The organism is Kibdelosporangium banguiense (assembly GCF_017876405.1).
Taxonomy (GTDB): Bacteria; Actinomycetota; Actinomycetes; order Mycobacteriales; family Pseudonocardiaceae; genus Kibdelosporangium; species Kibdelosporangium banguiense.
The window spans coordinates 12385399-12409090 of sequence record NZ_JAGINW010000001.1 but is presented as its reverse complement, the minus strand read 5'-3'; the positions used below and the strand labels follow the sequence as shown (position 1 = coordinate 12409090).

Here is a 23692-nt window from a genome sequence, read left to right as displayed (position 1 = left end):
CACAACAAGCCGTTCACGCCGTTCCTACGGCACCGAATGATGCCTGAATCAGTGCTGGACCCCGATATCGGCGGCCACTGCGGCACCGACAATGCCCGCATCGTTACGAAGTTCGGCCGCGACGACTTTGGTACGCACGTCCAACAACGGCAGCCACTTGTCGGCCTTCTTGCTCACCCCGCCGCCCGCGATGATCAGATCGGGCCAGATCAGGTCCTCCAGCCTGCGAAGATAGCGGGTCACACGCTTGGCCCACTCCTCCCAGGACAGGTCCTGATCCTCCTTGACCGAGGCGGCCGCGCGGGTCTCCGCGTCGTGCCCGTCGACCTCCAGATGGCCCAGCTCGGTGTTGGGAACAAGCTCACCGTCAAGGAAAACGGCACTGCCGATGCCGGTCCCGAAAGTCAGCAGGACGACCACACCGGAGCGGTCGATATCCGATCCATAACGGATTTCCGCCATGCCGGCCGCATCCGCGTCGTTGAGCACGACGATCTCGGCGGCTTTGCGGCCGAGACGTTCGGCGAACAACGCGTGCGCGTCGGTGCCGATCCATTTCTTGTCGATGTTCGCGGCCGAGAGCGCGACGCCGTGCTTGACGACCGTCGGCAGGGTGATGCCGACCGGGCCGTGCCAGTCGAACTGTTCCACGGTCTTGGCGACCACGTCGGCGATCGCGTCCGGCGTGGACGGCTGCGGAGTGGGGGTCCGGATCCGCTCACCCACCAGACTGCCCGCCTCGAGGTCGACCACGCACCCCTTGATCCCGGAACCGCCGATGTCTACCCCGAAGCCGCGGGTGCCAGCCATCCCCGTGGTCCTTTCCTTCTCGATTCAGTTCCTGGTGATGGGGCGAGGTTAACCGATGTGGTCCGATGTACCCATGGTCCATCTGCGGGACACTTTGCGTGAGGTAGCCGTGACAGTCGCGGCGGAGGCAGCCGACCTGGTGGCGGCGACCCGTCGCACAGCGGTCCAGGATGTCTCGACGAAGTCGAGCATGACCGATCCGGTGACCGCGGGCGACCGCGCGGCCGAGAGACTGATCCGCGACCAGCTGGCCGCCCTACGCCCCAGCGACGCCATCCTCGGCGAAGAAGAAGGCGGCGAAGCAGCGGCAGAAGCCGACGGAGTGTGCTGGGTCGTCGACCCGATCGACGGGACAGTCAACTACATGTACGGCCTGCCTTGGTACTCCGTGTCAGTTGCGGCCCAGTTGGACGGAGTGACAGTGGCCGGAGCAGTGGTCGAACCCGCCAGCGGGCGCCGTTGGTCCGCGGCCCGTGGCGGCGGCGCTACTTTGGACGGAGTGCCGTTGCGGGTGAGTTCGGCAGACCGGTTGGAGCTGGCGCTGTTGGCGACCGGCTTTTCGTACCAGCCTTCACGGCGTGTGAAGCAGGGTGAAGTGGTCGGCCGGTTGCTCCCCAACGTCCGGGATATCCGGCGTACCGGGTCGGCGGCTCTGGATCTGTGCATGGTCGCGGCCGGCTGGGTGGACGCTTATGTCGAGCACAGCCTTGCGCGTTGGGACTGGGCTGCGGGTTCGCTTATCGCTGAGGAAGCCGGTGCGGTGGTGGAATTGCCCGGTAGTGGTGAGTTGGGGTTTGCGATGTTCGCGGCCGCGCCGGGGATCGCCAAGCAACTGCGTGTTGCGCTTCTTGAGGCCGGTATTACCGATGTGGATCAGGTTTGAGGTTTTGTTGGTGCTGTGATTGTTTTTGAATGCCCTGCCGGGCGGGCAAACCTCCCTCAGATGAGGAAGGACAAGCGGTTCGTGCCCTCCCCCCTCGGTCGGCCTGCCCAAGGATGACCACACGAGCCCAGGACACCGCTGGCTTTCGTTCGCCGGCGCTTCCCCGTGTTGATGCTTTTCGCTGGGAGGCGACTTGGGTGTGGGTCGGGTTTCGTTGGGGCGCGCCGGGCTTGGGCTGGTCGCCGTTGTTGGCGGTGCCCTGGACTCGTGTGGTGAGGCTTCGCCCAGGCCGACCGAGGGTGAGGACACTCAGGACACACCTCTGCTGCGCTGACGCGTTTTTCTCCTTCTGGGGCTCGGTAACCGGGGCTGGGTTCGTGACCGGGGCGCTGGCCGGGCCCGCCATATCGGCCCTTATCCAACTCAACCCGATTTTGGTGAAAACCCTTCCCCTACAAGAGAAAATGCCCCCACCCAACCCGGGGGGCGTCCCTGCTCCAGTCTAGCGGTGGGGGAAGATCGGCAGGGGTTTTCGGGGTTGGCTGTGGACAAGTCGCCGCCTGTGGACAACCTGGTGTTGTGGATCTTGCGGCGGGCGGTTTTGTCGGTGGCTGCGCGTAGGCTGGATTTCGGGGGGCCGGAGGCATCCATTTGAGGTACCGGGGTGCTCCTGCTTGAGGTACCGGAGGCGCCTTTGCAGCCGGGGTGGTTCGCGGGGATCGGCCGGGCCGCCGCGGGGGATGCCTGATCCTGGTGCGGTGAGCGTGAGGTTCTCAGCAGGGGGCTTTGCGGATGGCTTCGATCATGGCTGGATCGAGCTGGGGGCCGCCTTCGACCGATTGCAGGCCGCCGGTCTGGGGTGGGTGCTGGGCGCCCCATTCCGCGAGGACGCGCAGGATTTGGCGGGTTTCGGCTTTGATCGGCAGTTCGTCGAACTTCTGGCCGATGACCAGGTCTACGCCGGCGCCTTCCCTGTTGTCGCGGACCAGCTCCGCGCAGGGGTCCAGGAGGCTGAGGGTTCTCGCCGCGGCTGTTCCCTGGGGGCCGAAGCGGATCTGGCCGCGGCAGGACATGTCGCGGTTCGGGTAGACGGGGTCGTCGCCTGGTTCGGCGATCTGGGTGAAGCCGAGCTGGCGCAGATTCTCCGTCACCAGGGCTGCCTCGCCGCGCTGGGTGCTGGCGTTGAGCACTCGGACACCCACTTGGTCCGGGGGTGCCGGGGCGTTCTGGTCCAGGCCGGTCTGCTCCACGTGCTGGCCGACTGGGGCCTGGGTCGATGGGGGTGGTTCGCCGGCGGCCGCGGTTGCGGGCGTGCCTGGGTCGCAGCGCACGCCGGTGACTGCCGGTTTGCCGCCTGCTATCTGCAGCCAGACTATCGCCGCGCCTAGGCCCAGTAAGGCCAGCATGATGAGCGCAGGGAGCGGCCGCCGCTTGCGGTATCTGGGGGACCGCTCACCCCCGTTGAAGCTCCCCGCCGTCACGTGCCCGCCCTCCCGTTACCGGCCTGATTTTCCCCTGTTCGATGTTGCTGCTGATCAGCCTAGGCGTTTCCGCCCGGCTGGGGGCACCGGGTCAAGCACCGCGTGCCGTGGTCGCCCGGCGCGATTCGATGATCGCGGACAGTGAGACATCGCTGGTATCGGACCACGCGGGGGCCTGGGCGGCAAGTCCGAATCGCGTCACCGCCACCCCGCGGAACCGGTCCGGACGTGTCCAGATGGACTGCCCGGCCGGATCGGGAACACACCCGGTCGGGTGATGCGTTGACTGAATGGGCGTGGGATGGGCTACCCTCTGCGCGCTCCGGTCGCCGAAGACTCTCGGCCGAATCGATTCGGTTGGCCAAGAATCCCACCGCGACCAGGCGAGACGTCCGTCACTCGATTGGCGGGCACAAAACTCGGCCCTGGAACGTTGACCAGCGGCACGAGTGCATCGGTGATGATTTGACCGCAGGGGTGAAAGAAGATGGCGACCGACTACGACGCTCCTCGCCGAAGCGAGGCCGACGACCTCGCCGAGGACTCCCTTGAGGAGTTGAAGGCGCGCCGCAACGAGACGCAGTCCGGTGTTGTCGACGTCGACGAGTCGGATACCGCTGAGAATTTCGAGCTCCCCGGTGCCGACTTGTCCGGGCTCTCCGGCGAAGACCTGACCGTGAAGGTGATCCCGAAGCAGGCTGACGAGTTCACATGCTCGCACTGCTTCCTGGTTCACCACCGCAGCAGGCTCGCCGAGGAGCGCGACGGCTTGTACGTCTGCCGCGACTGCGCTTGATTCCGGTGTAGGCGAAGCAACAACCGATTCCGGGTACCTGGCCTTACGGGGTCAGGTACCCGGTGTTGTCTGGCTGGCGTGCGCACGCAGCAACGCGGCCACCTTCTCGGGCGAGCGCGTGCTGAAAATCCAGTACGGCGTCGGGTCGTCCGGGTCAGTGAGCTGCACCCGCAGCGCCGTGGAGATGAAGCCACGGTGCAGTACGAACGCGGCCGGGTCGAGGTCACGGCCCAGCGCCCGGCGCTTCTCGTGCACGCCCAGCACCTCGACCTCGCCGACGAACTCCAGCGGCAGATGCGCGTCGCCCACCCACAGCTCGCCGTCGGCCACGCGGACCCGCGAGCGGCCCGACCAGAACAGCACGAACAGGGCCAACGGCAGGAGCACGACATAGGGCAGCCAGCTGCGCACTCCCGGGTACCCCATGTGGACCTGGGCGGCCATCAATCCGGCGGCGGCCAGCGGCAACGGCCAGAACCACCAGGCAACAGAGAGCCGCTCGGAATGGGCGATAGACGTGTCCGGCACGCTGCCAGGGTAGTCTCGCCGCTCGTGCCCAGCGTGCAGGTCCTGATTTCCCGGCTCGACGCCGGTGTTCCCATCCCGTCCTATGCCCGTCCCGGCGACGCCGGCGCCGATCTGGTGACCACGTCCGACGTCGACATCGCGCCCGGTGAGCGCGCGGTGGTCGGCACCGGCGTGGCGATCGCGCTGCCCGACGGGTACGCGGCCTTCGTGCATCCGCGGTCCGGTCTGGCCGCGCGGGCCGGGCTGAGTGTGGTCAACACTCCCGGCACGATCGACTCCGGGTACCGGGGCGAGATCAGGATCTGCCTGATCAACCACGACCTGCGCGAGCCGATCCGGCTGCGCCGCGGCGACCGAATCGCTCAACTGGTCGTTCAGAAAGTCGAATATGCGGTATTCCAAGAGGTGGAAGAACTGGGTGACTCGGCCCGTGGGGCGGGCGGGTACGGGTCGACTGGTGGGCACGCGGTACTCGCGGCCGTACGCGAGACGACGGAGGAGTAGTGGCACTTTTCGGGCGACGGCGGGGCAAAGAGGAAGACCTGCCGGCCGAGGAACCGGACTACGAGCAGGCCGATGAGTTCGAGCCCGCACAAGGCGACCTCGAGGCGCTGTCCGGGCCGTTCGACGAGTCGGAGACGCCTGACGACGGTCTCGCACGGCTGGATCTGGGGTCGTTGCTGCTGCCTGTGCCCGACGGCGCGCAGCTGCAGGTCGAAATGGAACAGCCCGGCGTGGTCAAGGCGATCCACGTGCTGATGCCCGGCGGTCAGATGACGCTGAACGCCTACGCCGCACCCCGCTCCGGCGGGCTGTGGGAGGAGGTCTGCGGCGAACTGGCGGCGGAGCTGAAGGGCGCGGGCGCGTCCGTGCGCAGTGCGACCGGCGAGTGGGGGCAGGAGCTGATGGCCAGCCTCGGTGAGATGTCGCTGCGGTTCATCGGTGTGAACGGCCCTCGCTGGATGCTGCGTGGCGTCGTGGCCGGTCCGCCGGACCAGGCCGCTCAGGCCGCGCACGGGTTGCGCACGCTGGTGCGTGGCACGGTCGTGGTGCGGGGTACGGCGCCGATCCCGGTGCGGGAGCCGTTGCCGATCGAACTGCCGGCCGAGATCGTTCAGCACATCGAGGCCCAGGGCGACTGATGGTCCGCAGGCGATGGTCTCCGGCCGGGAAAACCGGCCGGAGACCATCGCCTGATCTTGTAGTCTCGGCTGATGCCGTCTTCCGCCGAGTGGCTGGTGTTCCTGGGGACAGCCACCCTGTTCGCGATCATGCCTGGGCCGGGGATCTTCTACGTGCTGGCGCGCAGCCTCAACGGCGGGCGTTCCGAGGGCATCCAGTCTGTGGTGGGCAACGGGATCGGTGCCTGTGTGCACGTTGTCGCGGCGGCGTTCGGGTTGTCGGCGGTGCTGGCCACGTCGGCGACCGCGTTCACGGTGGTGAAGCTCGTGGGTGCGGCGTATCTGGTCTATCTCGGTGTGATGGCGTTGTTCGCCAGGGACAGGAGCGACGGCGCCGACGTCCACAAGATCGAGAAGAAGCCCGGCAGGCAGCGCTCGGTGATCGTGCAGGGCGCGATCGCGGAGATGCTCAACCCGAAGACGGCGTTGTACTTTCTCGCGCTGCTGCCGCACTTCGTGCATCCCGAACGGGACCCGGCGCCGCTGGTGTTCGCCGTCCTCGGGCTGATCGCGGTGGCCATGGCGGTGATCGTCGACATCGTCGTCGCGGTCTTCGCCGGGTACGTCGGCGGCAAGCTGCGGGATAACCCGAAGTGGCGGATCCGCCAGCGGATCGGCACCGGGCTGACCATGATCGGGCTAGGTGGTCTGCTCGCGTTCGCCGAGCAGAACTAGCGGTTGCGCACGGTCGCTGCGACTGCCGCGCCCGCGCCGAGGATGAGCACCATCGTGGTCAGGGCCCATCGGCGCTTCTTCTCGGTGTCGGGTTTCACCGGTGCGGCCACGGGACGCATTGACGGTGGTGGGCTCTTCTTCGGCTTGTTCGTGGACGTAGGGGGAATCGGCGGCGGCACAGGCGCTGGTTGGCGCACCACAGGTTGAACTGACGTGGTCGTGGGTGCGGGCGGTCGTGGGGCTGCGGGCGGAGACGGGCGCTGGGTGGCCGGCGGCGGTGGCGGTGGGGGAGGAGGCGGCTGCGGTGATGGTGGTGGTGCCGGTGGTTCCTCAATCCTCGGCGCGGGCAGGCATCCGGCCGCGTCCGTCGTGTCCGCGGCAGGGAAAGCGGCGACCTCTGTCGCGGTCTGCGGGTCGTTGAGGGCAATCCGGTACAGCCGGCTCTTGCCGTGCGAACGGTTGTTGATCGCGTACAGGATCCGGCCCGGTGACATCAGGACTGCGCCGTAGGTCCCGTGCGGCAACGCTTTCGGTTTGGCGACGACCCGGACCTTCCCGCGCACGGGGTCGATGCTGACGACCATGCCCGCGCTGGTCACGCCGTACAGCAACGCGTCCGGGCCGAAGTCGAAGTCGTCCACGTCGGCGAGCCACGACAGCCACTTCCACCTGGTGACCTGCAGATAGGTCGGGCTGGCCGGGTCGATGTCCAGTGACATCAGCTTCGGCCCGTCCCGCAGGTACAGCGTCGAACCGGAGACGGCGCCCGCGGTCGCGTCGCCGATGCCGTGCACCTTCCCGCGGACGACCGCCTCGCCGCTCCGGTCGATGGTCACTACCTGAGACCGGGTCGAGACGCCGTACAGCAGGTTCTGTCCTGCGGCGTAACCGATCGCGTTGAGCTCGTTGCCGAACTGGCCGATCTCGCCGGCGCCGCCGTCCGGTAACGACAGTCTGACCACAGTGGACGATGAGCCGTGTTTCGGGGTGTACACCTCGAAGGCGTCGCATTCGCCGTCGGCCGCCGCGGACGGGACCGCGCCGATCAAACCGGTGGTCATCACCAGCGAAGCGGTCAGGCCAAGGCTGGGCAGCCGCATCAGCTCATCCGGTCCAGCACCGCGCGGAACGCGTCCGGGCCCACTGCCGCGCCGCCGCTGAACGGGTTCTGCAACTGGTAGATCGCGAACAGCAGCAACGTGATCGCCGACGCCAGCGTGCCCGAGATCAACGCGTGCGACAGCACTTTCGGGCCGCCGTGCAGATAGATCAGAGTCATCGACATCAGGCTGCCGATGATCAACGCGAACCACACCACCGTGCTCACGCCGCCGCCTGCCGCGGCGTCCAGCCGGGCCTGCCGGGCCTGGTAGACCTCCCACAACTGGTCGGTCGCGGCCGCCTTACGGCTTTCCTGCCAGGTGTCGTCGGCCGCGGTCGGGGCGTTGGCGATCACGTTGCGCAGCTCCTCGAGCTGCTGCCAGCCCGGACTGCTCTCGACCTGGCCGGTGGCGCTCATCTGCGGCCATTCCTTGCTGACCACGGTGTCGGAGTACGCGGCTGTCACCTGACGGACCTTGGTGCTCGTCGGGTCGGGTAACGAGTCCGCGGCCCAGGACACCGCGACGAGGTTGTTGGCCTCCCGTTGCGAGTCGTCCTGCGCTGCGCTCACCCCGTCGAACAAGGAGATCAGCACGAACGCGAGCAGCACCGCGTGCAGCCCGGCGACGATCGTGAACACCTGACCGGCGACCTCGTTGTTGTCCCGCAGGCCCGCGGTGGCCGGGACTCGGTGGATCAGGGCCGCGACGAGCGCGGCGGTCACACCGGCGCCGATGATCCAGAAGGCGCCGCTCACATAGATGCTCACAGCGGGTGACGGTGGGGCAATCGCTTGCCACCCGGCAAGCTCCGGCCGTGGTTACCACTCTTAGACCACATGTGGTTCGCCGATTCGGAGCAACGGAGGCTAGCGCGACTGCTCCGAACGCGTGAGTCCGCCAGCCTTGAGCCATGCCAGCACAGTGGCCCGGCCGAGCGATTCACGATCGTCGCCCAGCGCACGCAGCGTGGTCGTGCACAACTGTGCGCCGGAAATTGTCGAAGCCCATTGTTCGGCGACCGCGAGCGGATGGACCGGGTCGTCGGAACAGGCCGCGATTCCAGTCGGGACTGCGATGTGTGCCAGTTCCGCGAGCAATGGCGCGGGACGTGTCGCGGCGACGTCCAACGAATCGGCCAGGCCGTCGCCGGCGCGCCGCCAAGCCCTTTCCAATTCGGCGGTAAGCCACGGCTCGCCGTCGACGGCCGAGAGTGTCGCGTCGAGTCCGTTCGCCCGGATCGCCTGTGCGCTGAATCGTGCGGAAACGGCAGCGGGTGCATCGCCGGGCGCCCCATTCCATGCAGGCAAGGCGAGCAGCAGGCCCGCGCACCGCTGCGGATTGGCCAGCGCCCATTCCACGGCCAGGTGCGCGCCAAGCGATATCCCGCCGACAACCACTGGTTGACGCGCTGCCTCGGTCACCGCCTCGAGATGGGCCTCGGCCAGGCGATGTCCCGGTTGGGGGGCCGGGGTGACCAACCGGATACCCAGGCTGCGAAGGGGACCTTCGAACACTGAACGGACAAAAACCTCATCGGACGCTGTTCCAGGCAAAACAACGGCGGTCTGAATCGTGTCCGTACGGGAACGCCCAACCGTCGCCTCACGTTGGCGTACTGACACGGTTCCGGCCTCCTGTCTACGGTTACGCTGATTGTGCACGGGTCGGAGTCGGGGCCGATCCCACCAATGAGGAGCAGGCATGGGTGTCGACAAGGGGGACGGATATTGGCGCCGTCTGATCCGCAAACTCACCAGTGAGGTCGAGGAGCTGGACGCCGACGACCTGTCGGCCGATGTCGAGGCCAGCGGCGCGCAGAAGGCGTGCGACTGCCGCTCCGGCCAGGAGGTCACCGTGCTGGGCCGGCTGCGCAGCGTCGAGCTCTCCCCGGGCGACGCCGTCGCCACGCTGGAGGCGGAGCTGTTCGACGGAACCGAGGGCGTCACATTAGTCTGGCTCGGCCGACGTCGTATTCCTGGCATCGAGCCGGGCAGGACGGTGAAGGCGAAGGGCCGGATCGCGGTGCGGGACGGCCGCAAAGTCCTCTACAACCCCTACTACGAGCTGCAGACGACTACATGAGTGATGACACGCCCAAGCAGGCTGAGCAGGCAGAATCCACCGAAAAGCCGATGCCGACGCTGTGGGAGCAGATGGGCGGGATGGTCGGGTTCATCTCGGCCTCGATCCCGGTCGCGGTGTTCGTGATCGTCAACTGGGCGGCCAGCATGGGCCCGGCGATCTGGGCCGCGATCGGCGTCGCCGTGCTGATCGCGATCTGGCGGATCGTGCGCAAGGAAGCACTGATGCCCGCGGTCTCGGGCATCTTCGGTGTCGCGATCGCCGCGTTCATCGCCTATCGCGTCGGTGAGGCCAAGGGCTTCTTCCTGTACGGGATCTGGGTCAGCGGCGCGCTGGGCACGGCGTTCCTGATCTCGATCATCGCGCGCTGGCCCCTGGTCGGCGCGATCTGGTCGACGCTGAACGGGCACGGTTTCGGCTGGCGCAAGGACAAGCGGTCGGTCCGGGACTACGACCTGGCCACGGCGTTCTGGGTGCTTGTCTTCGCCTCGCGCGTGATCGTGCAGCAGTGGCTCTACAACGCCGACGAGACCACGCTTCTCGGCATCGCGAGGCTGGCCATGGGCTACCCGTTGACCGCGGTCGCGCTGCTCGTCACGGTGTGGGCCGTACGCCGAGTGGATCGCCGCGACAAGGCCAGAGAGCTCGCTGAGCAGCAGGAAGCCGAAACGGCTGAGAAGGAATTGCGGGCGAAGTACGACACGCCCGCGCAAGAACCCTCGTAGGGCCTACGGGATTTTCACGGGCTGAACCCGGATGTGCGGGCGAACGTGGTTCGCGACGCTGACATCCATGAGGAGATCAGCCAACCGAGCTCTTGCCTCGGTCGTCGTGGTGGGCGGCTTGCTCGTGCCCGCGACGGCCGAGGCGAGCACCGGTTTCGAGTACCAAAGCCTGGATGGCACAGGCAACAACAGGGCGCACCCGGACTGGGGCATCGCGGGTGCGGCGTACTTGCGAGTCGCGCCTGCCCGGTACACCGATGGCGTAGGCGCGCCGGTGAGCGGGCCGAATCCGCGCAATATCAGCAATCGGGTCTTCAACAACACCGGCCAGCGGTTGTCGTCCGGCCGTGGGGTGAGTCAGTGGGCGGCGACCTGGGGGCAGTTCGTCGATCACACTTTCGGGCTACGAGTGGGTCAGCCCGGCGCACCGCAGAACATCTCGTACGACAACGCCGATCCCTTGGAACGCTTCCACAGCGACATCGGATTCGTGCCGTTCGGCCGGAGCAAGCCTGTTGCGGGCACTGGTGTTGACAAACCACGCGAACAGGTGAACGCGCTCGGTTCGTACATCGACGCCTTCGCGGTCTACGGAACCGCCGATCGGCTCGAGTGGATGCGTGCGGGCCCGGTCGACGGCGACATGACCAACAACGGCGCGAAGCTGTTGCTGCCCGGCGGAATGCTGCCCAGGCTGAGCGAACGGGGTGACCCGGCCAAGGCGCCGGGGATGGACGACGCGACCGGCGCCATGCGTGAGCGGGCGATGGTCGCCGGCGATCACCGGGCCAACGAGAACACCGGTCTGCTGGCGGTCCAGACGCTGTTCGCCCGGGAACACAACCGGATCGTGGACAAGCTGCCGCAGTCTCTACCGGAAGAGGTGAAGTTCCAGATCGCCCGGCGCGTCGTAATCGCGACCCAGCAGTACATCACCTATACGGAGTTCCTGCCGACGCTGGGCGTGCATCTCAAGCCCTATCGCGGCTACGACCCGTCGGTGAATCCGACCCTGGGCAACGAGTTCGCGACCGTCGGGTACCGAGGCGCGCACAGCCTGATCCACGATGACATCCGGTTGAAGGTCCCGGCGGGCCGGTACACCCCGGAACAACTGGATGCGCTGCGCGCCAAGGGCGCTGTCGTGACTGTGGCAGGGAACTCCGTGGCGATCACGATCCCGGCCGGGGTCGCGGTGTTCAACCCCGACCTGCTCGACGGAGTCCAGCTCGGAGGTGTGCTGCAAGGCCTCGGCGGCTACGCGGCCGCCAGGACCGATGAGCAGATGGGTGAGCTGGTCCGCAGCGTCCCCCTGAAGGCCCAGGGCCTGACCGCGGTCTTCGACATCACAGCGATCGACGTCGAACGCGGCCGGGACCACGGCATGCCCAGCTATCAGCAACTCCGTGCGGCATATGGGCTGGCGTCCAAGCCGTCCTTCCGGGCGATCACAGGGGAGAACAGCGAGGCGTTTCCCGTCGATCCGGAACTCACGCCTGGCAACGAGATCAACGATCCCGACTCGCTGGACTTCGTGCGGCTGCGGGATTCCTCGGGCCGTGTGGTCGCGTCAGGCAGCGAGAACGCCGTGACCGGTGAGCGCCGCACCCCGCTGGCCGCCCGGTTGAAGGCGATCTACGGTGATGTCGGTGCCGTGGACGCGTTCACGGGCATGGTCGCCGAGCCGCCGCTGCCGGGCCGTGAGTTCGGCGAACTGCAGACGACGATCTGGCAGCGCCAGTTCGAGGCGTTGCGGGACGGCAACAGGTTCTTCTACGACAACGACCCGGTGCTGACCACGATCCGCCACCGCTACGGTGTCGACTACCGGCAGAATCTCGGCGACGTGATCGCCCGCAACACCGATGTGCCGCGTGGTGGCCTGGCCGCCAACGTTTTCCGGTGCACCTGCCCGTAAAGGAGAGCGCATGCGGCCACGCCTGTTGATCATCACCGGATGCGCGGGCATCGCGGCCTTGTTCGTGCTGGTCTGGGCGATCAGGTACACCTCGCGGCCCAGTCTGCCGGTGGTGATCGTGCTGGTGCTGGGCGTGGTGGGGCTGGCGGTCGTGCCGTGGACACGGCTGGTCGCCGGCCGGCTCGGCCGTGACCGGGACGCCGGCCGCCAGTTCCGCGCGGTGGGCCGCGTCACCATGACAGTCGCGATCGGCGGGGTGGTCGTGACGTTGACGGTGATCGGTGATCAGGAGACCGCGTCGGTCTTCGCGATGCTCACGATCTTCACCGCGGGTGCGTTGGCGTTGCTCGGCGCGGTGATCCTGCCGTGGATCTTTCTGATGGTGACCAGGGAACGCACTGCCCGGATCCGCGCGGAGGAGCGGGCCTCGATGGCCGCGCATCTGCATGACTCGGTCCTGCAGTCGTTGACGTTGATACACAAGCAGACCAGCGAGCCGGAGGTCAGAAGGCTGGCCCGCAGCACCGAACGGGAGCTGAGGGCCTGGCTTTTCGGCAAGCCCTCGACCGCCGACCAGCTCGTCTCGGCGGTGACCGCGGTGACCGACGAGGTCGAAGACCGGTTCGCGGTGACCGTGGAGCTGGTGCTGGTCGGTGACTGTCCGATGTCCGGACCGGCGCACGCGATGGTCGGCGCGCTGCGCGAGGCGTTGACCAATGCCGCGAAACACTCTGGCGTGCAACGTGTCTCAGCGTTGGTCGAGGTCTCCGATGGCGAGGTGTTCGCGCTCGTGAAGGACCGTGGGTGCGGCTTCAGTCAAGATGTCCATAATGGACACGGGATGGCGGCGTCCATCACCGGCCGGATGCGCCAGCACGGTGGCAGTGCCGAGATCCGGTCGGCGGCAGGCGAAGGAACCGAGGTCGAGCTGAGGATGCCGGTGTGATCCGGGTTTTTGTCGTCGACGACCACAAGCTGGTCCGGTCCGGTGTCCGGGCCGAGATCGGTGACGTGGTGGACATCGTCGGCGAGGCCGCCACGGTCGCCGAGGCCGTCACCGGCATTCAGGCCCTGGTGCCGGATCTTGTGTTGCTGGACGTGCACTTGCCGGACGGCGGCGGGCGCGCGGTGCTGGCAGCGATCACGCCCAGCCACCCGGGAATCCGCTTCCTCGCCCTGTCGGTGTCCGACGCCGCGGAGGATGTGATCGCGGTGATCCGTGGTGGCGCGCACGGATACGTCACCAAGGCGATCTCCGGTGCCGATCTGTGCGAGGCCATCACGCGAGTGCACGCCGGTGACGCGTACTTCTCGCCCCGGCTGGCGGGTTTCGTACTGGCGGCATTCCACGGCGAGGCACCTGGCCTGGATCCGGAGCTGGACCTGCTCACCAGGCGGGAACGAGACGTTCTCCGCCTGGTGGCCGCCGGATACACCTACAAGGAAGCGGGAACCCGGCTGTCCATTTCGGCCAGAACGGTCGAAACCCATGCCGCGGCGGTGATGCGCAAGCTCCGGCTGTCCAACCGCCGCGAGCTGACCCGCTGGGCCACCGACCGCCGCTTGATCTAGCCGAACAGTTCCTTGTGATCCTGGGCCCATTGCTGGAACGTGCGGGGCGCCCGGCCCAGAACCCTTGTCACGTCGTCGGTCACGAAGGCGGCGGCCCCGCTGCGGACCGCCTCGTAGCCTTCGACCGCGAGGTCGGCCGCGTCATTGTCCATGCCCTGGGCGAGCATCCCGGCGCGCATCTGGTCGGACGGGACGTCGATGACCTGCAACGACTTGCCGAGAAGCTTGCCCAGGTGGGCAGCCTGGTCCGCGACGCTGAGGATCTCACTCCCGGTCAGTGTGTAGATCTGCTTGTTGTGATCACTGGTGAGAAGCGCTTCGACTGCGACGGCGGCGATGTCGCGTGGGTCGACCACACCCGCGCCGCCGTCGCCGTAGTACGTCGGAATCGCTTCTCCTGCTTTGATCTGCGGTACCCAGGCCAGGGAATTCGAGGCGAACACCGACGGCCGCAGGATGGTCCATTCCCGGTCGCTGTCCTGGATCGCCTGCTCCCCAGGCAGATGCCACGCACTGGTGGCCCTGAAGCCGAAGTCGCCGGTCTTCATCGCCGAGATCTTCACGAGTTTGCCGGCATCGCCCGCGACATCCAGCAAAGCCAAGTCGTACCGGGGAATCGTCGCGCCGGGCGCGGACACCAGGAACACCGCGTCCACGCCGTCGACCGCCTTGCGCAGCGAGTCCGGATCCTCGTAGTCGCCCTGAACCACCTGTATGCCTGCCGGAATCCGTTCCGGCGTACGGGACATCGCCCGCACCGGGACGTCTCGCTCGGTCAACAGTCGCAGCAGGGTCCTGCCGATGGTGCCGGTGGCACCGGTAACCAGAATCATGCTTCCAGCGTGCCAACCGGTCCGAACAGGACATAGGAAGATTCGGCTAACCTCGATGACGTGAAGCCCTGGGACATCCGGACGGCGTGCGAACGCACCGGCGACGAGCAGACCCTGACCCGGTTGCCCAGCACGAGCACGTCGTTGATCTTCGCTGTGCTGCCCGAGGGCGTCACCCGGCTGCTGGTGATGGGGCCGCGGACACACGCCGCGTACTTCCCCCGCAAGGACTCGCTGCTGACGGTGAACGCCCAGTTCCGGCCCGGCTGGGCGCGCACGTTCACAGGTGTGCCCGTCAGCGAGCTCACCGATCAGGTCGTGCCGCTGGGCGACCTGTGGGGCAAGGAAGGCGACCGGCTGCACGACGCCCTGATCGCCGACCCGGCCAACGCTGTCGGGCTCATCGAGAACGCCTTGTCCGAGCGTGTGACCGAGGATCCGAGCAGTGCTCTCGTCCATGAAGCGACGCGGTGGCTGTCGCAGGAGCGCCTGCCTGAGACAGCGCGACGGCTGCACGTCAGCGAACGCCATCTACGCACGTTGTTCACCGGCGCAGTAGGGGTCTCGCCCAAGCGCTTCGTTCAGCTCAATCGCGTGCGGAAGGTGCTTTCCCAAGTAGGGACTCAGAAGGGCGCTCAGCTCGCCATCGGCAGCGGCTACTACGACCAGTCGCACATGACCGCGGAATTCCGCGCCACCATGGGCGTTCCGCTCAGCCGTTACCTGGCCGGGGACCTACCTGCCGACTCGGTTTGCTGACCATTCGCTCGCGAGGATGGCGTACACGATCTCGTCGGTCCACTCGCCCTTGACGAACTCGTTCTCGCGGAAATGGGCTTCCTGGCGCATGCCGAGTTTGGCCAGCACGCGTGCGGACGCCGTGTTGCGGCCGTCGAGCCGGCCGGTCACGCGGTGCGCCTTGAGGCCCTCGAACGCCAGGGGCAGCAACGGCCGGGCGGCCTCGCTGGCGAAACCCTGGCCGTGGTGGTCGGGATGCAGCACGTAGCCGATCTCGACCTGCTGGTGCTCGCCCGGCAGCCAGTTGAACGACACGTCGCCGATCATCCGGCCGGTGTCCTTGCGCACGATCGCGAGCACCAGCGAGTCGCCGGGTTCGACGAGCTTGGAGTACTTGCTGATCCGCTCGTCCAGCTTTGCCTGGACCTCCTCGCGGGTCATGGCCGCGGTGTAGAGGTACCGGTTGACGTCCGGCCGTGACCTGATGTCGTACAGGGCGTCGATGTCCTCGGGGACGCACAGGCGCAGCTGGAGGCGTTCGGTCTCAATGGGCAGTCCAGGGTCGAACACCCGGCCGACACTATCCGATCAATAGCCCAGCGCCGTCCGAATTTCGTGTTCCACGCTGGCGGCCGCGACGAACAGCAGCTCGTCGCCGGGTTCGAACGTGTCTTCGGGCTGCGGCACGATCACCCGCCCGCCCCGCAGGATCGTCACCAGCGCCGCGTCCTTGGGCAGGGTGATGTCGCTGACCGGCTTGCCCGCCAGCGGTGTGTCCTCCGGCAGCGTCATCTCGACGAGATTGGCCTGGCCCTGACGCAACGTGAGCAGCTGCACCACATCGCCGACGCTGACCGCCTCCTCGACCATCGCGGCGAGGATGCGCGGAGTGGACACCGCGACGTCGACGCCCCAGGCCTCGGTGAAAAGCCATTCGTTGGCCGGGTCGTTGACCCGAGCCACCACGCGGCGTACCGCGAACTCGGTCTTGGCCAGCAGGGACACCACCAGGTTGACCTTGTCGTCCCCGGTCGCGGCGATAACGACGTCACACAACTGCATGCCGGCGTCCTCGAGCGAGGACAGCTCACAGGCGTCGGCCAGCACCCACTCGGCCTGCTCGACCGTGTGCGGCTCGAACTGGGCCGCCTGCCGCTCGATCAGCATCACCTGGTGCCCGTTGGCCACCAGCTCGGCGGCGATGGACCGGCCGACGGCGCCCGCCCCAGCGATCGCGACCCGCATCAGTGATCCTCCTCCGGTGGCTGCGCCGCCGCGTTGGTGATGTCGCTGACAGTGCCGGACAGCGCAGCGACGTAAATCACGTCATCGGCCTGCACGACCGTCTTCGCGTTCGGGAGTACGGGGGTGCCGAAGCGCATCATGAACGCGACCCGGCAGCTGGTGGCCTCTTCCAGGGCGCTCACGCGCTTGCCGGCCCACGACTCGTGTACCGGCAGCTGCAGGACGGCGACCTTGCCAGAGGGCTCACGCCACGCCGACGCCACGCCGTCAGGCAGCAGCGTCCGCAGGAAACGGTCCGTTGTCCAGGGGACGGTCGCGACGGTCGGGATGCCCAGGCGCTCGTACACCTCGGCGCGCTTGTGGTCGTAGATCCGCGCCACGACGTGCTCGACGCCGAAGGTCTCCCGCGCGACACGCGCGGAGATGATGTTGGAGTTGTCGCCACTGGACACTGCCGCGAAGGCACCCGCGCGCTCGATCCCGGCCTTGATCAGCACGGTCCGGTCGAATCCGGTACCGACCACCTGCGAGCCGTGGAAATCCTGCCCCAGCCTGCGGAAAGCCTGCACGTCCTTGTCGATGACGGCCACGCTGTGGCCGAGGCGTTCCAGGGCGGCCGCGAGCGACGACCCGACCCGGCCGCAGCCCATGATCACGACGTGCACGACCTGCCTCCTAGAAGATCTTTCGAGCCGTCGGCCAAGAACCTACCGTCCGGTGCTCCGCCCGGGTGACGCAGGCGCATACCCTTTGATCCCGTGTCCAAGTTCTCAACCGCGGCGAAGCGCCTCGTCGTAGGCCGGCCGTTTCGCAGCGACAGCCTGGGGCACACGCTGCTGCCCAAACGTGTCGCCTTGCCGGTCTTCGCTTCGGATGCCCTGTCCAGCGTGGCGTACGCGCCGCAGGAGATCTTCCTGACCCTCAGCATCGCCGGGATCGCCTCGTTCGTCTACGCACCATGGGTGGGTGCCGTAGTCGTCATCGTGCTCCTCGCGGTCGTCATGAGCTACCGCCAGAACGTGCACGCCTACCCGAGCGGCGGCGGTGACTACGAGGTCGCCACCGTCAACCTGGGGCCGAAGGCCGGTGTCACGGTGGCCAGCGCGTTGCTGGTGGACTACGTGCTGACGGTTGCCGTGTCCATTTCGTCCGCCGCGGAGAACCTGGGTGCGCTGGTCCCGTGGATCGCCTCCAACAAGGTGCTCTTCGCGGTGGTGGCCATCGTGCTGCTGACGGCGATGAACCTGCGGGGCATCCGCGAGTCGGGGACGGCATTCGCGATCCCGACCTACGCGTTCATGATCGGCATCTTCGTGATGCTCGGCTGGGGCTTCTTCCGGACCCTGGTGCTCGGCGACGACGTCCGGGCCGCCAGCGCCGGGCTGGAACTGCACGCGGAGAACGACCACTTGGTCGGCTTCGCGTTCGTCTTCCTGGTGCTGCGCGCGTTCACCCAGGGCTGCGCGGCGCTGACCGGTGTCGAGGCGATCAGCAACGGTGTTCCGGCGTTCCGCAAGCCGAAGTCCCACAACGCCGCCACCACGCTGCTGATGCTGGGCGTGATCTCGGTGACGATGTTCATGGGCGTCATCTTCCTCGCGCAGCAAACGGGCGTGGTGCTCGCCGAGCACCCGGCGACCCAGCTGGTCAACGCACCGCCCGGATACGAGCAGCAGACCGTGATCGCGCAGCTCTCGCAGGCGGTGTTCTCCGACTTCCCGGTCGGTTACTTCTTCGTCATCGTGTTCACCGCGCTGATCCTCGTGCTGGCCGCGAACACCGCGTTCAACGGTTTCCCGGTGCTCGGCTCGATCCTCGCGCAGGACCGCTACCTGCCGCGTCAGCTGCACACCCGCGGCGACCGGTTGGCGTTCTCCAACGGCATCGTCTTTCTGGCCGGGTTCGCGATCCTGCTCGTGGTGGCGTTCGACGCGGATCCGACCAAACTGATCCCGCTGTACACCGTCGGTGTGTTCGTTTCTTTCACACTGAGCCAAAGCGGCATGATCCGGCACTGGAACCGGTTGCTGCGCAACGAGACCGACCAGAGCGTGCGGCACCGGATGCGGCGCTCGCAGGCGATCAACGCGTTCGGCCTGGCGATGACCGGGACCGTGCTGGTGATCGTGCTGATCACCAAGTTCCTGGTTGGCGCGTGGATCGCGATCGCGGCGATGACAGCGATCTTCGCGCTGATGACCGGGATCAAGAAGCACTACGACCGGGTCGCCGACGAGCTCCGCGAGGCCGAGGAAGGCCGCCCGACGGTCATGCCGTCGCGCAACCACGCGATCGTGCTCGTGTCCAAACTGCACCTGCCGACCCGGCGCGCGTTGGCGTACGCCAAGGCGACGCGGCCAGACGTGCTCGAAGCGGTAACGGTCAATGTGGACGATCGGGACACCCGGATACTGGTGGCCGAGTGGGAGTCCAACGGGTTCAAGATCCCGCTGAAGGTGATCGAGTCGCCCTACCGCGAGATCACCAAACCCGTGCTGGACTACGTGAAACGGATGCGTTCCAAGAACCCCCGCGACGTGGTGACGGTGTTCATCCCGGAGTACGTCGTCGGCCGGTGGTGGGAGCACTTCCTGCACAACCAGAGCGCGTTGCGGCTCAAGGGCCGGCTGCTGTTCCAGCCTGGCGTGATGGTCACCAGCGTGCCGTGGCAGCTCGCCTCCTCGGCCAAGGTCCACGACAAGGCCGTGATCGCGCCTGGCTCTGTCCGGCGTGGACTGCACGGCGAGGACGAGAAACAGTGACCACCAAGGCGAAACTCGACTGGCGCGGCCGTCGGCTCGACGTTGAGGTCGGCCCCGTCGCACATGGCGGGCACTGCGTGGCCCGGTACGAGGGCCGTGTGGTCTTCGTGCGGCACGCGCTGCCCGGCGAGCGTGTGATCGTGCAGGTGACCGAGGACAAGGGCGGCTCGTTCTGCCGTGGTGACGCCGTTGAGATCATCACCGCGTCGCCGGACCGTGTCGAACCGCCGTGCCCGCTCGCCGCGCCCGGCAGTTGCGGCGGGTGCGACTGGCAGCACGCGTCCGGCGAGGCGCAGCGTCAGCTGAAGGCCTCCGTTGTCGCCGAGCATCTGGCCAAGGCGACAGGTACGGACGTCCCCGTCGTGGTCGAGGAGCTGACGGGCGGCTTGCTGGAGTGGCGTACCCGCATCCGGATGGCCGTCGACCGGGACGGCATTCCCGGGTTCCGGGCGCATCGCAGCCACACTGTGGTTCCGGTGGGGCACTGCCCGATCACCGTGCCCGGCCTGGTCGAATCCGTGGCCGGGCAGGAGTTCAAACCCGGCAGCGAACTGGAGATGGTGCGGGACGGCGCGGGCCGGATCAACGTCCGTCAGGTCAGCAAGCCGTCGCCGGGCTACGGCCGTCGCCGTTCTCCGATCACGCGTGCCTACCTCACCGGGGACGGGTCGGCGTCGGAGTTCGCGGCCGGTCGGCACTGGGACTTCGACGCGTACAACTTCTGGCAGATCCACCCCGCTGCCGCCGACACGCTCGCAGGCGTCGTCGCCGAGTGGGCAGAAGCGTCGCCGGGGGCGTGCGCGTGGGACCTGTACAGCGGAGTCGGATTGTTCGCGTCGGTGCTCGCCGAGCAGGTCGGGTCGTCCGGCCTCGTGTGGGCTGTCGAGTACATCCAGGCAGCGTCGGACGCTACGCGCATGCTCTCCGACCTCACGCAGGTCAAGGTGCTCGCGTTGCCTGTCGAGGGCGCGCTCGAGCGGGACAAGCTGGAAGGGCCCGACCCCGAGGTGGTCGTGCTGGATCCGCCACGGACAGGCGCCGGGCACGAGGTGGTCGACCAGATCGCGGCCCGGCGGCCCGCACGGGTGATCTACGTAGCCTGCGACCCCGCGGCGCTGGGCCGCGACGTCGCCCGGTTCCTGCAGCACGGGTACCGGCTTGAGCTGGTCCGGGCGTTCGACGCGTTCCCGATGACACACCACGTCGAGGCCGTCGCGCTGCTCACTCCGGGCGCTTGAACCAGTACTGCGGGCCGGGCCGCAGGTTCTGATAGATGTGCTTGGCCTCCTGGTACTCGGCCAGGCCAGCCCGGCCGAGCTCACGGCCGACACCGGACCGTTTGAACCCGCCCCACTCCGCCTGCGGCAGATACGGGTGGTAGTCGTTGATCCAGATGGTGCCGTGCCGCAGCCGCGCGGCGACGCGCTGAGCTTTGTCGCCGTCCTTGGTGAATACGCCGCCTGCTAGGCCGTACTGCGTGTCGTTCGCGATACGGATCGCGTCGTCCTCGTCGGTGAACCGTTCGACCGTCAGGACGGGACCGAACGCTTCCTCACGCACCGCGTAGCTGCCCTGCTTGACGTCGTCGAGCACGGTCGGCAGGTAGTAGAAGCCGTCCTTGAGGCGCTCGTCCTCAGGGCGCCAGCCACCCGTACGCAGGGTCGCGCCCTCGGTCATGGCCATGGCGACGTAGTGCTCGATCTTCTCCAGGTGTGCCGCGGAGATCAGCGGCCCGGTCTCGGCCTGCGGGTCGAACGGGCCGCCCAGCCTGATCTGCTCGGTGCGGCGCACGATCTCGTCCACGAACTCGTCATGCAGCTCGTTCTGCACGATCAGCCGCGCCCCCGCCGAACAGACCTGGCCCGAGTGCAGGAAGACAGCGGTGATCGCGTAGTCCACGGCGGTCTCGAAGTCCGCGTCGGCGAACACGATGTTCGGGTTCTTGCCGCCGAGTTCGAGCGCGACCTTCTTGACGGTTTTCGCTGCCGTGGCGGCGATCCTGGTACCGGTTTCGAGCCCGCCGGTGAACGAGACGAGATCGACGTCCGGGTGCTCCGACAGCGGCGCCCCGGCCTGCGCGCCCGCGCCCAGCACAAGATTGGCGACGCCGTCGGGCAGACCGGCTTCCTGCAGCGTGCGCATCAGCATGATCGCGGTACTCGGCGTGAGCTCACTCGGCTTGAGCACGAACGTGTTGCCCGCCGCCAGCGCCGGCGCGACCTTCCACACCGCCTGCAGCAACGGGTAATTCCAAGGCGTGATCAGCCCGCACACACCGACCGGCTCGTGGACGATCCGGCTCGCGACATCCGGGCGGCCCGCGTCCACGATCCGGCCGGACTCGTTGGCGGCGAGCTTGCCGAAGTAGCGGAAGCAGGCGGCGACGTCCGCCATGTCGTATTCGCTCTCCACCAAACGTTTGCCGGTGTCCAGCGACTCGGCGCGGGCATACGCGGCCACGTCCCGCGTGATCAGATCGGCGACCCCCAGCAGCAGATCACCGCGGTCGCTGGCGGGTGTCGACGGCCACGGCCCGCTGTCGAAGGCGATCCGCGCGGCCTCGATCGCGGCCTCGGTGTCCGTGCCGTCGGCCTCGTCGACCGTGGCCACCAGGGACCCGTCGGCCGGGCACCGGATCTCCCGCGTGCCACCGCCCAGCGCGGACACCCACTCTCCACCGATGAACAGCTCCGCCATCAGCAGCACTCCGATCTTGTCGCGGGCACACACACCCTACGTGACAAGCCCGTTTCAGCTGCCATACCCGAATTCGGCCTCGTGAAAGACCGCACTGCCCTCAACGGTCTCGTAGGTGACCCCGCATTCCTGGCTCAACGCGGCATGCCCCAGATTCGCCAGCGTCAGCCAGGCCGTGACAAGCCCGCCGATCAGCAGAAAAGTCCCGACAGTGCCCGCTCCCGCCCGAAACGCCCACATCACGAGCAGAGCTAACGCCAAAGTGATAGCCGCGGTGAGCACGGCCCGGATGAGGTAAGTCCGCCGCTCCCGCGCCACATCCCTGCGTGACGCGGCATAAATGGCCACCGTCGCCCCGCACTGCCAGCACTTGACCGCGACCACCGCAGGCTCGACCTCATGCCGCTCCAGCGAGTAGACCTCCCCACCCGCCGCCCTGAGATGCGTTACCCGCGCCTGGACGCGAGTCGCGATCCGGAACAAGCCCGCACCCTCAAATCTCCCGGCGAAACCCAATCCCAAGATCTTCCGCCAGCCCACCCATCCCGGCAAGCACCCACCCGGTCTACAACCTCGGCGGCACGCGCAGCCGACGCCGCTACGGCCGCTCAGGAGGTGTTGCGCCCTCCTCAGGCGGTGCGCCCCACGAGGGGATCGGCATTCCAGCAGGTGGCGTGTGTGTCAGTGCCGCGCCCTGCTGTGGAAACGGGACTCCGCCGGGCTGGTTGTGCTCTGCCGGTCGGCTTTGCGGTGGCTCCGGCAGTCCGCTGGGAGGCGTGTGCGGTGGTGGGCCGGAGGTTGCTTCTGCCGGAGTGAGCCCTGCCTGCCGCCCTTCGAATGATGGGGGGAATTGGCCGGGCGGAGTGCGGCTGGGATGTGGGTCGGCTCCTGGGCCTTCGCCGACGGCGAGCGGGATCCCGCCAGGAGGTGTGTTCGGTGGCGGGGCGGTCGTTTCCTGCGCCGGCCAGCCTTCGAGCGATTGGGGGATTCGTCCGGGTGGCGTGTGGCCTGGGTGTGGCAGAGGTCCGCTGGGTGGGGGTGCTGCTGGGCTTGGCGCTCCCTCTGGTTGCGGGATGCCGGACGGGGGAGTGGGGGTGGGTTCGGCGAGGGGTGGCAGGCCTGCGCGGGTGCGTAGCCACTCGGGGATGTGGGCATCCTCACGTGGGAAACGGCGCAGTTCGTCCTGGAAGCCGATCGGCGGCGGCACGCGGCGCCAGCGGGGTTCGATGTCCGGTTCGAATTCCGCGTTGTACTTCGATGGGTGGTCCAGCACGTAGCGGCCCGACATCCAGGTGCCGCGGCCTGGGCGGTACATCAGGGCGCGCAGCTCGCCGAGCAGTTCGACCACGTCCATCGGCGGGCGGATCGGGTAGTGCTGCTCGTCGTCGGCGGTCACCACGACGTCGGCCTCGATGTGCCGGCCGGCCGAGCGGTACTCCACCCGGATCTGCTTCCAGTTCGGCGGCGCCGCCCCCAGCAGCGCACGGCCGATTCTCTTGATCAGCTGTTGCGGATCCTGTGCTGGCACGCTCATCCCCCGGGTCCTCCCTGACCTTCGCGTTCCTGCGAGGACTTTACAACTTGTGACCCTCGCCGAACGCCACGTTCACCCAGGAACGTGCCGCCCGGGCCGCATGGGCGAAGCGTCCGTAGACTGGCTGGA

At 67.6% G+C, this 23692-nt stretch carries 26 protein-coding genes; 13 read left to right on the top strand and 13 right to left on the bottom strand.

Annotation, left to right across the window (positions count from 1 at the left end; genetic code table 11):
• Window positions 1–48: 48 nt before the first annotated feature.
• The gene (gene ppgK, locus JOF56_RS55570) at window positions 49–810 is read right to left on the bottom strand and encodes a polyphosphate--glucose phosphotransferase (RefSeq protein WP_209647569.1); all 762 of its coding nucleotides are present in this window, start codon (window positions 808–810) and stop codon (window positions 49–51) included.
• 55 nt (window positions 811–865) lie between these two features.
• Here ppgK and JOF56_RS55565 point away from each other — a divergent pair, with 55 nt between their 5' ends.
• Entirely contained in the window at window positions 866–1693 is an 828-nt protein-coding gene (locus JOF56_RS55565; protein ID WP_245378809.1) for an inositol monophosphatase family protein, read from the top strand.
• A 773-nt stretch (window positions 1694–2466) separates the two neighbouring features.
• On the opposite strand, the gene cei is transcribed toward JOF56_RS55565, so the two are convergent.
• On the bottom strand, window positions 2467–3174 hold the full coding sequence (gene cei / locus JOF56_RS55560; RefSeq protein WP_307855728.1) for an envelope integrity protein Cei: 708 nt from the start codon (window positions 3172–3174) through the stop codon (window positions 2467–2469).
• 487 nt (window positions 3175–3661) lie between these two features.
• Between cei and JOF56_RS55555 the strand changes: the two genes are divergently transcribed.
• Window positions 3662–3970: a DUF4193 domain-containing protein gene (locus JOF56_RS55555; RefSeq protein WP_033391377.1), complete on the top strand. Its 309-nt coding sequence runs from the start codon at window positions 3662–3664 to the stop codon at window positions 3968–3970.
• Window positions 3971–4021: 51 nt separating this feature from the next.
• On the opposite strand, the gene JOF56_RS55550 is transcribed toward JOF56_RS55555, so the two are convergent.
• Entirely contained in the window at window positions 4022–4498 is a 477-nt protein-coding gene (locus tag JOF56_RS55550) for a DUF3093 domain-containing protein (protein ID WP_209647568.1), read from the bottom strand.
• A gap of 24 nt (window positions 4499–4522) precedes the next feature.
• Between JOF56_RS55550 and dut the strand changes: the two genes are divergently transcribed.
• The 3 genes from dut (at window position 4523) to JOF56_RS55535 (ending at window position 6354) form a co-directional block, all read left to right on the top strand.
• Window positions 4523–5002 carry a dUTP diphosphatase gene (gene dut / locus JOF56_RS55545; protein ID WP_209647567.1) on the top strand — a complete coding sequence of 160 codons (480 nt, stop codon included), beginning with the start codon at window positions 4523–4525 and terminating at the stop codon, window positions 5000–5002.
• The gene (locus JOF56_RS55540; RefSeq protein ID WP_209647566.1) at window positions 5002–5640 is read left to right on the top strand and encodes a DUF3710 domain-containing protein; all 639 of its coding nucleotides are present in this window, start codon (window positions 5002–5004) and stop codon (window positions 5638–5640) included. Before dut ends, JOF56_RS55540 begins: the two co-directional genes overlap by 1 nt.
• Window positions 5641–5712: 72 nt before the next feature.
• On the top strand, window positions 5713–6354 hold the full coding sequence (locus JOF56_RS55535) for a LysE family translocator (RefSeq protein WP_209647565.1): 642 nt from the start codon (window positions 5713–5715) through the stop codon (window positions 6352–6354).
• On the opposite strand, the gene JOF56_RS55530 is transcribed toward JOF56_RS55535, so the two are convergent.
• The 3 genes from JOF56_RS55530 to JOF56_RS55520 form a co-directional block, all read right to left on the bottom strand.
• On the bottom strand, window positions 6351–7454 hold the full coding sequence (locus JOF56_RS55530) for a DUF6923 family protein (RefSeq protein WP_209647564.1): 1104 nt from the start codon (window positions 7452–7454) through the stop codon (window positions 6351–6353). The genes JOF56_RS55535 and JOF56_RS55530 overlap by 4 nt on opposite strands.
• Window positions 7454–8224 carry a bestrophin-like domain gene (locus tag JOF56_RS55525; RefSeq protein ID WP_209647563.1) on the bottom strand — a complete coding sequence of 257 codons (771 nt, stop codon included), beginning with the start codon at window positions 8222–8224 and terminating at the stop codon, window positions 7454–7456. Before JOF56_RS55525 ends, JOF56_RS55530 begins: the two co-directional genes overlap by 1 nt.
• 99 nt (window positions 8225–8323) lie before the next feature.
• A complete protein-coding gene (locus JOF56_RS55520) occupies window positions 8324–8971 on the bottom strand; it encodes an alpha/beta fold hydrolase (RefSeq protein ID WP_307855727.1) in 648 nt (215 codons plus the stop codon).
• 187 nt (window positions 8972–9158) lie between these two features.
• Between JOF56_RS55520 and JOF56_RS55515 the strand changes: the two genes are divergently transcribed.
• From JOF56_RS55515 to JOF56_RS55495, 5 genes are all read left to right on the top strand, one after another.
• Window positions 9159–9539 (top strand): OB-fold nucleic acid binding domain-containing protein, encoded by a 381-nt coding sequence (locus JOF56_RS55515; protein ID WP_209647562.1) that lies wholly within the window; start codon window positions 9159–9161, stop codon window positions 9537–9539.
• On the top strand, window positions 9536–10264 hold the full coding sequence (locus JOF56_RS55510) for a DUF3159 domain-containing protein (RefSeq protein WP_209647561.1): 729 nt from the start codon (window positions 9536–9538) through the stop codon (window positions 10262–10264). The genes JOF56_RS55515 and JOF56_RS55510 overlap by 4 nt, the downstream gene beginning before the upstream one ends.
• Window positions 10265–10331: 67 nt before the next feature.
• Window positions 10332–12182: a peroxidase family protein gene (locus JOF56_RS55505; protein WP_209647560.1), complete on the top strand. Its 1851-nt coding sequence runs from the start codon at window positions 10332–10334 to the stop codon at window positions 12180–12182.
• 10 nt (window positions 12183–12192) lie between these two features.
• Complete coding sequence (locus JOF56_RS55500; protein ID WP_209647559.1) at window positions 12193–13128, top strand: sensor histidine kinase; 936 nt, start codon at window positions 12193–12195, stop codon at window positions 13126–13128.
• The gene (locus JOF56_RS55495) at window positions 13128–13754 is read left to right on the top strand and encodes a response regulator (RefSeq protein WP_209649083.1); all 627 of its coding nucleotides are present in this window, start codon (window positions 13128–13130) and stop codon (window positions 13752–13754) included. Before JOF56_RS55500 ends, JOF56_RS55495 begins: the two co-directional genes overlap by 1 nt.
• On the opposite strand, the gene JOF56_RS55490 is transcribed toward JOF56_RS55495, so the two are convergent.
• The gene (locus JOF56_RS55490) at window positions 13751–14587 is read right to left on the bottom strand and encodes an SDR family oxidoreductase (RefSeq protein WP_209647558.1); all 837 of its coding nucleotides are present in this window, start codon (window positions 14585–14587) and stop codon (window positions 13751–13753) included. The two genes, JOF56_RS55495 and JOF56_RS55490, sit on opposite strands and share 4 nt — an antisense overlap.
• 60 nt (window positions 14588–14647) lie before the next feature.
• Between JOF56_RS55490 and JOF56_RS55485 the strand changes: the two genes are divergently transcribed.
• The gene (locus tag JOF56_RS55485; RefSeq protein ID WP_209647557.1) at window positions 14648–15346 is read left to right on the top strand and encodes a helix-turn-helix domain-containing protein; all 699 of its coding nucleotides are present in this window, start codon (window positions 14648–14650) and stop codon (window positions 15344–15346) included.
• On the opposite strand, the gene JOF56_RS55480 is transcribed toward JOF56_RS55485, so the two are convergent.
• The 3 genes from JOF56_RS55480 to JOF56_RS55470 are packed head-to-tail and all read right to left on the bottom strand — an operon-like array spanning window position 15323 to window position 17235.
• Complete coding sequence (locus JOF56_RS55480; RefSeq protein ID WP_209647556.1) at window positions 15323–15895, bottom strand: GNAT family N-acetyltransferase; 573 nt, start codon at window positions 15893–15895, stop codon at window positions 15323–15325. The two genes, JOF56_RS55485 and JOF56_RS55480, sit on opposite strands and share 24 nt — an antisense overlap.
• An 18-nt stretch (window positions 15896–15913) precedes the next feature.
• Window positions 15914–16570, bottom strand: coding sequence for a potassium channel family protein (locus JOF56_RS55475; RefSeq protein WP_209647555.1), 657 nt, complete (start codon window positions 16568–16570; stop codon window positions 15914–15916).
• Window positions 16570–17235: a potassium channel family protein gene (locus tag JOF56_RS55470; RefSeq protein ID WP_209647554.1), complete on the bottom strand. Its 666-nt coding sequence runs from the start codon at window positions 17233–17235 to the stop codon at window positions 16570–16572. The genes JOF56_RS55475 and JOF56_RS55470 overlap by 1 nt, the downstream gene beginning before the upstream one ends.
• Before the next feature lie 93 nt (window positions 17236–17328).
• Here JOF56_RS55470 and JOF56_RS55465 point away from each other — a divergent pair, with 93 nt between their 5' ends.
• Together JOF56_RS55465 and JOF56_RS55460 are read left to right on the top strand one after the other, a co-directional pair.
• A complete protein-coding gene (locus JOF56_RS55465; protein WP_209647553.1) occupies window positions 17329–19332 on the top strand; it encodes an APC family permease in 2004 nt (667 codons plus the stop codon).
• Window positions 19329–20570: a class I SAM-dependent RNA methyltransferase gene (locus JOF56_RS55460; protein WP_209647552.1), complete on the top strand. Its 1242-nt coding sequence runs from the start codon at window positions 19329–19331 to the stop codon at window positions 20568–20570. The genes JOF56_RS55465 and JOF56_RS55460 overlap by 4 nt, the downstream gene beginning before the upstream one ends.
• On the opposite strand, the gene JOF56_RS55455 is transcribed toward JOF56_RS55460, so the two are convergent.
• From JOF56_RS55455 to JOF56_RS55445, 3 genes are all read right to left on the bottom strand, one after another.
• Entirely contained in the window at window positions 20554–22029 is a 1476-nt protein-coding gene (locus JOF56_RS55455; protein WP_209647551.1) for an aldehyde dehydrogenase family protein, read from the bottom strand. The two genes, JOF56_RS55460 and JOF56_RS55455, sit on opposite strands and share 17 nt — an antisense overlap.
• Window positions 22030–22083: 54 nt before the next feature.
• Window positions 22084–22512: a hypothetical protein gene (locus JOF56_RS55450; protein WP_209647550.1), complete on the bottom strand. Its 429-nt coding sequence runs from the start codon at window positions 22510–22512 to the stop codon at window positions 22084–22086.
• A 115-nt stretch (window positions 22513–22627) separates the two neighbouring features.
• Window positions 22628–23563: a hypothetical protein gene (locus tag JOF56_RS55445; RefSeq protein ID WP_209647549.1), complete on the bottom strand. Its 936-nt coding sequence runs from the start codon at window positions 23561–23563 to the stop codon at window positions 22628–22630.
• Between the last annotated feature and the right edge of the window lie 129 nt (window positions 23564–23692).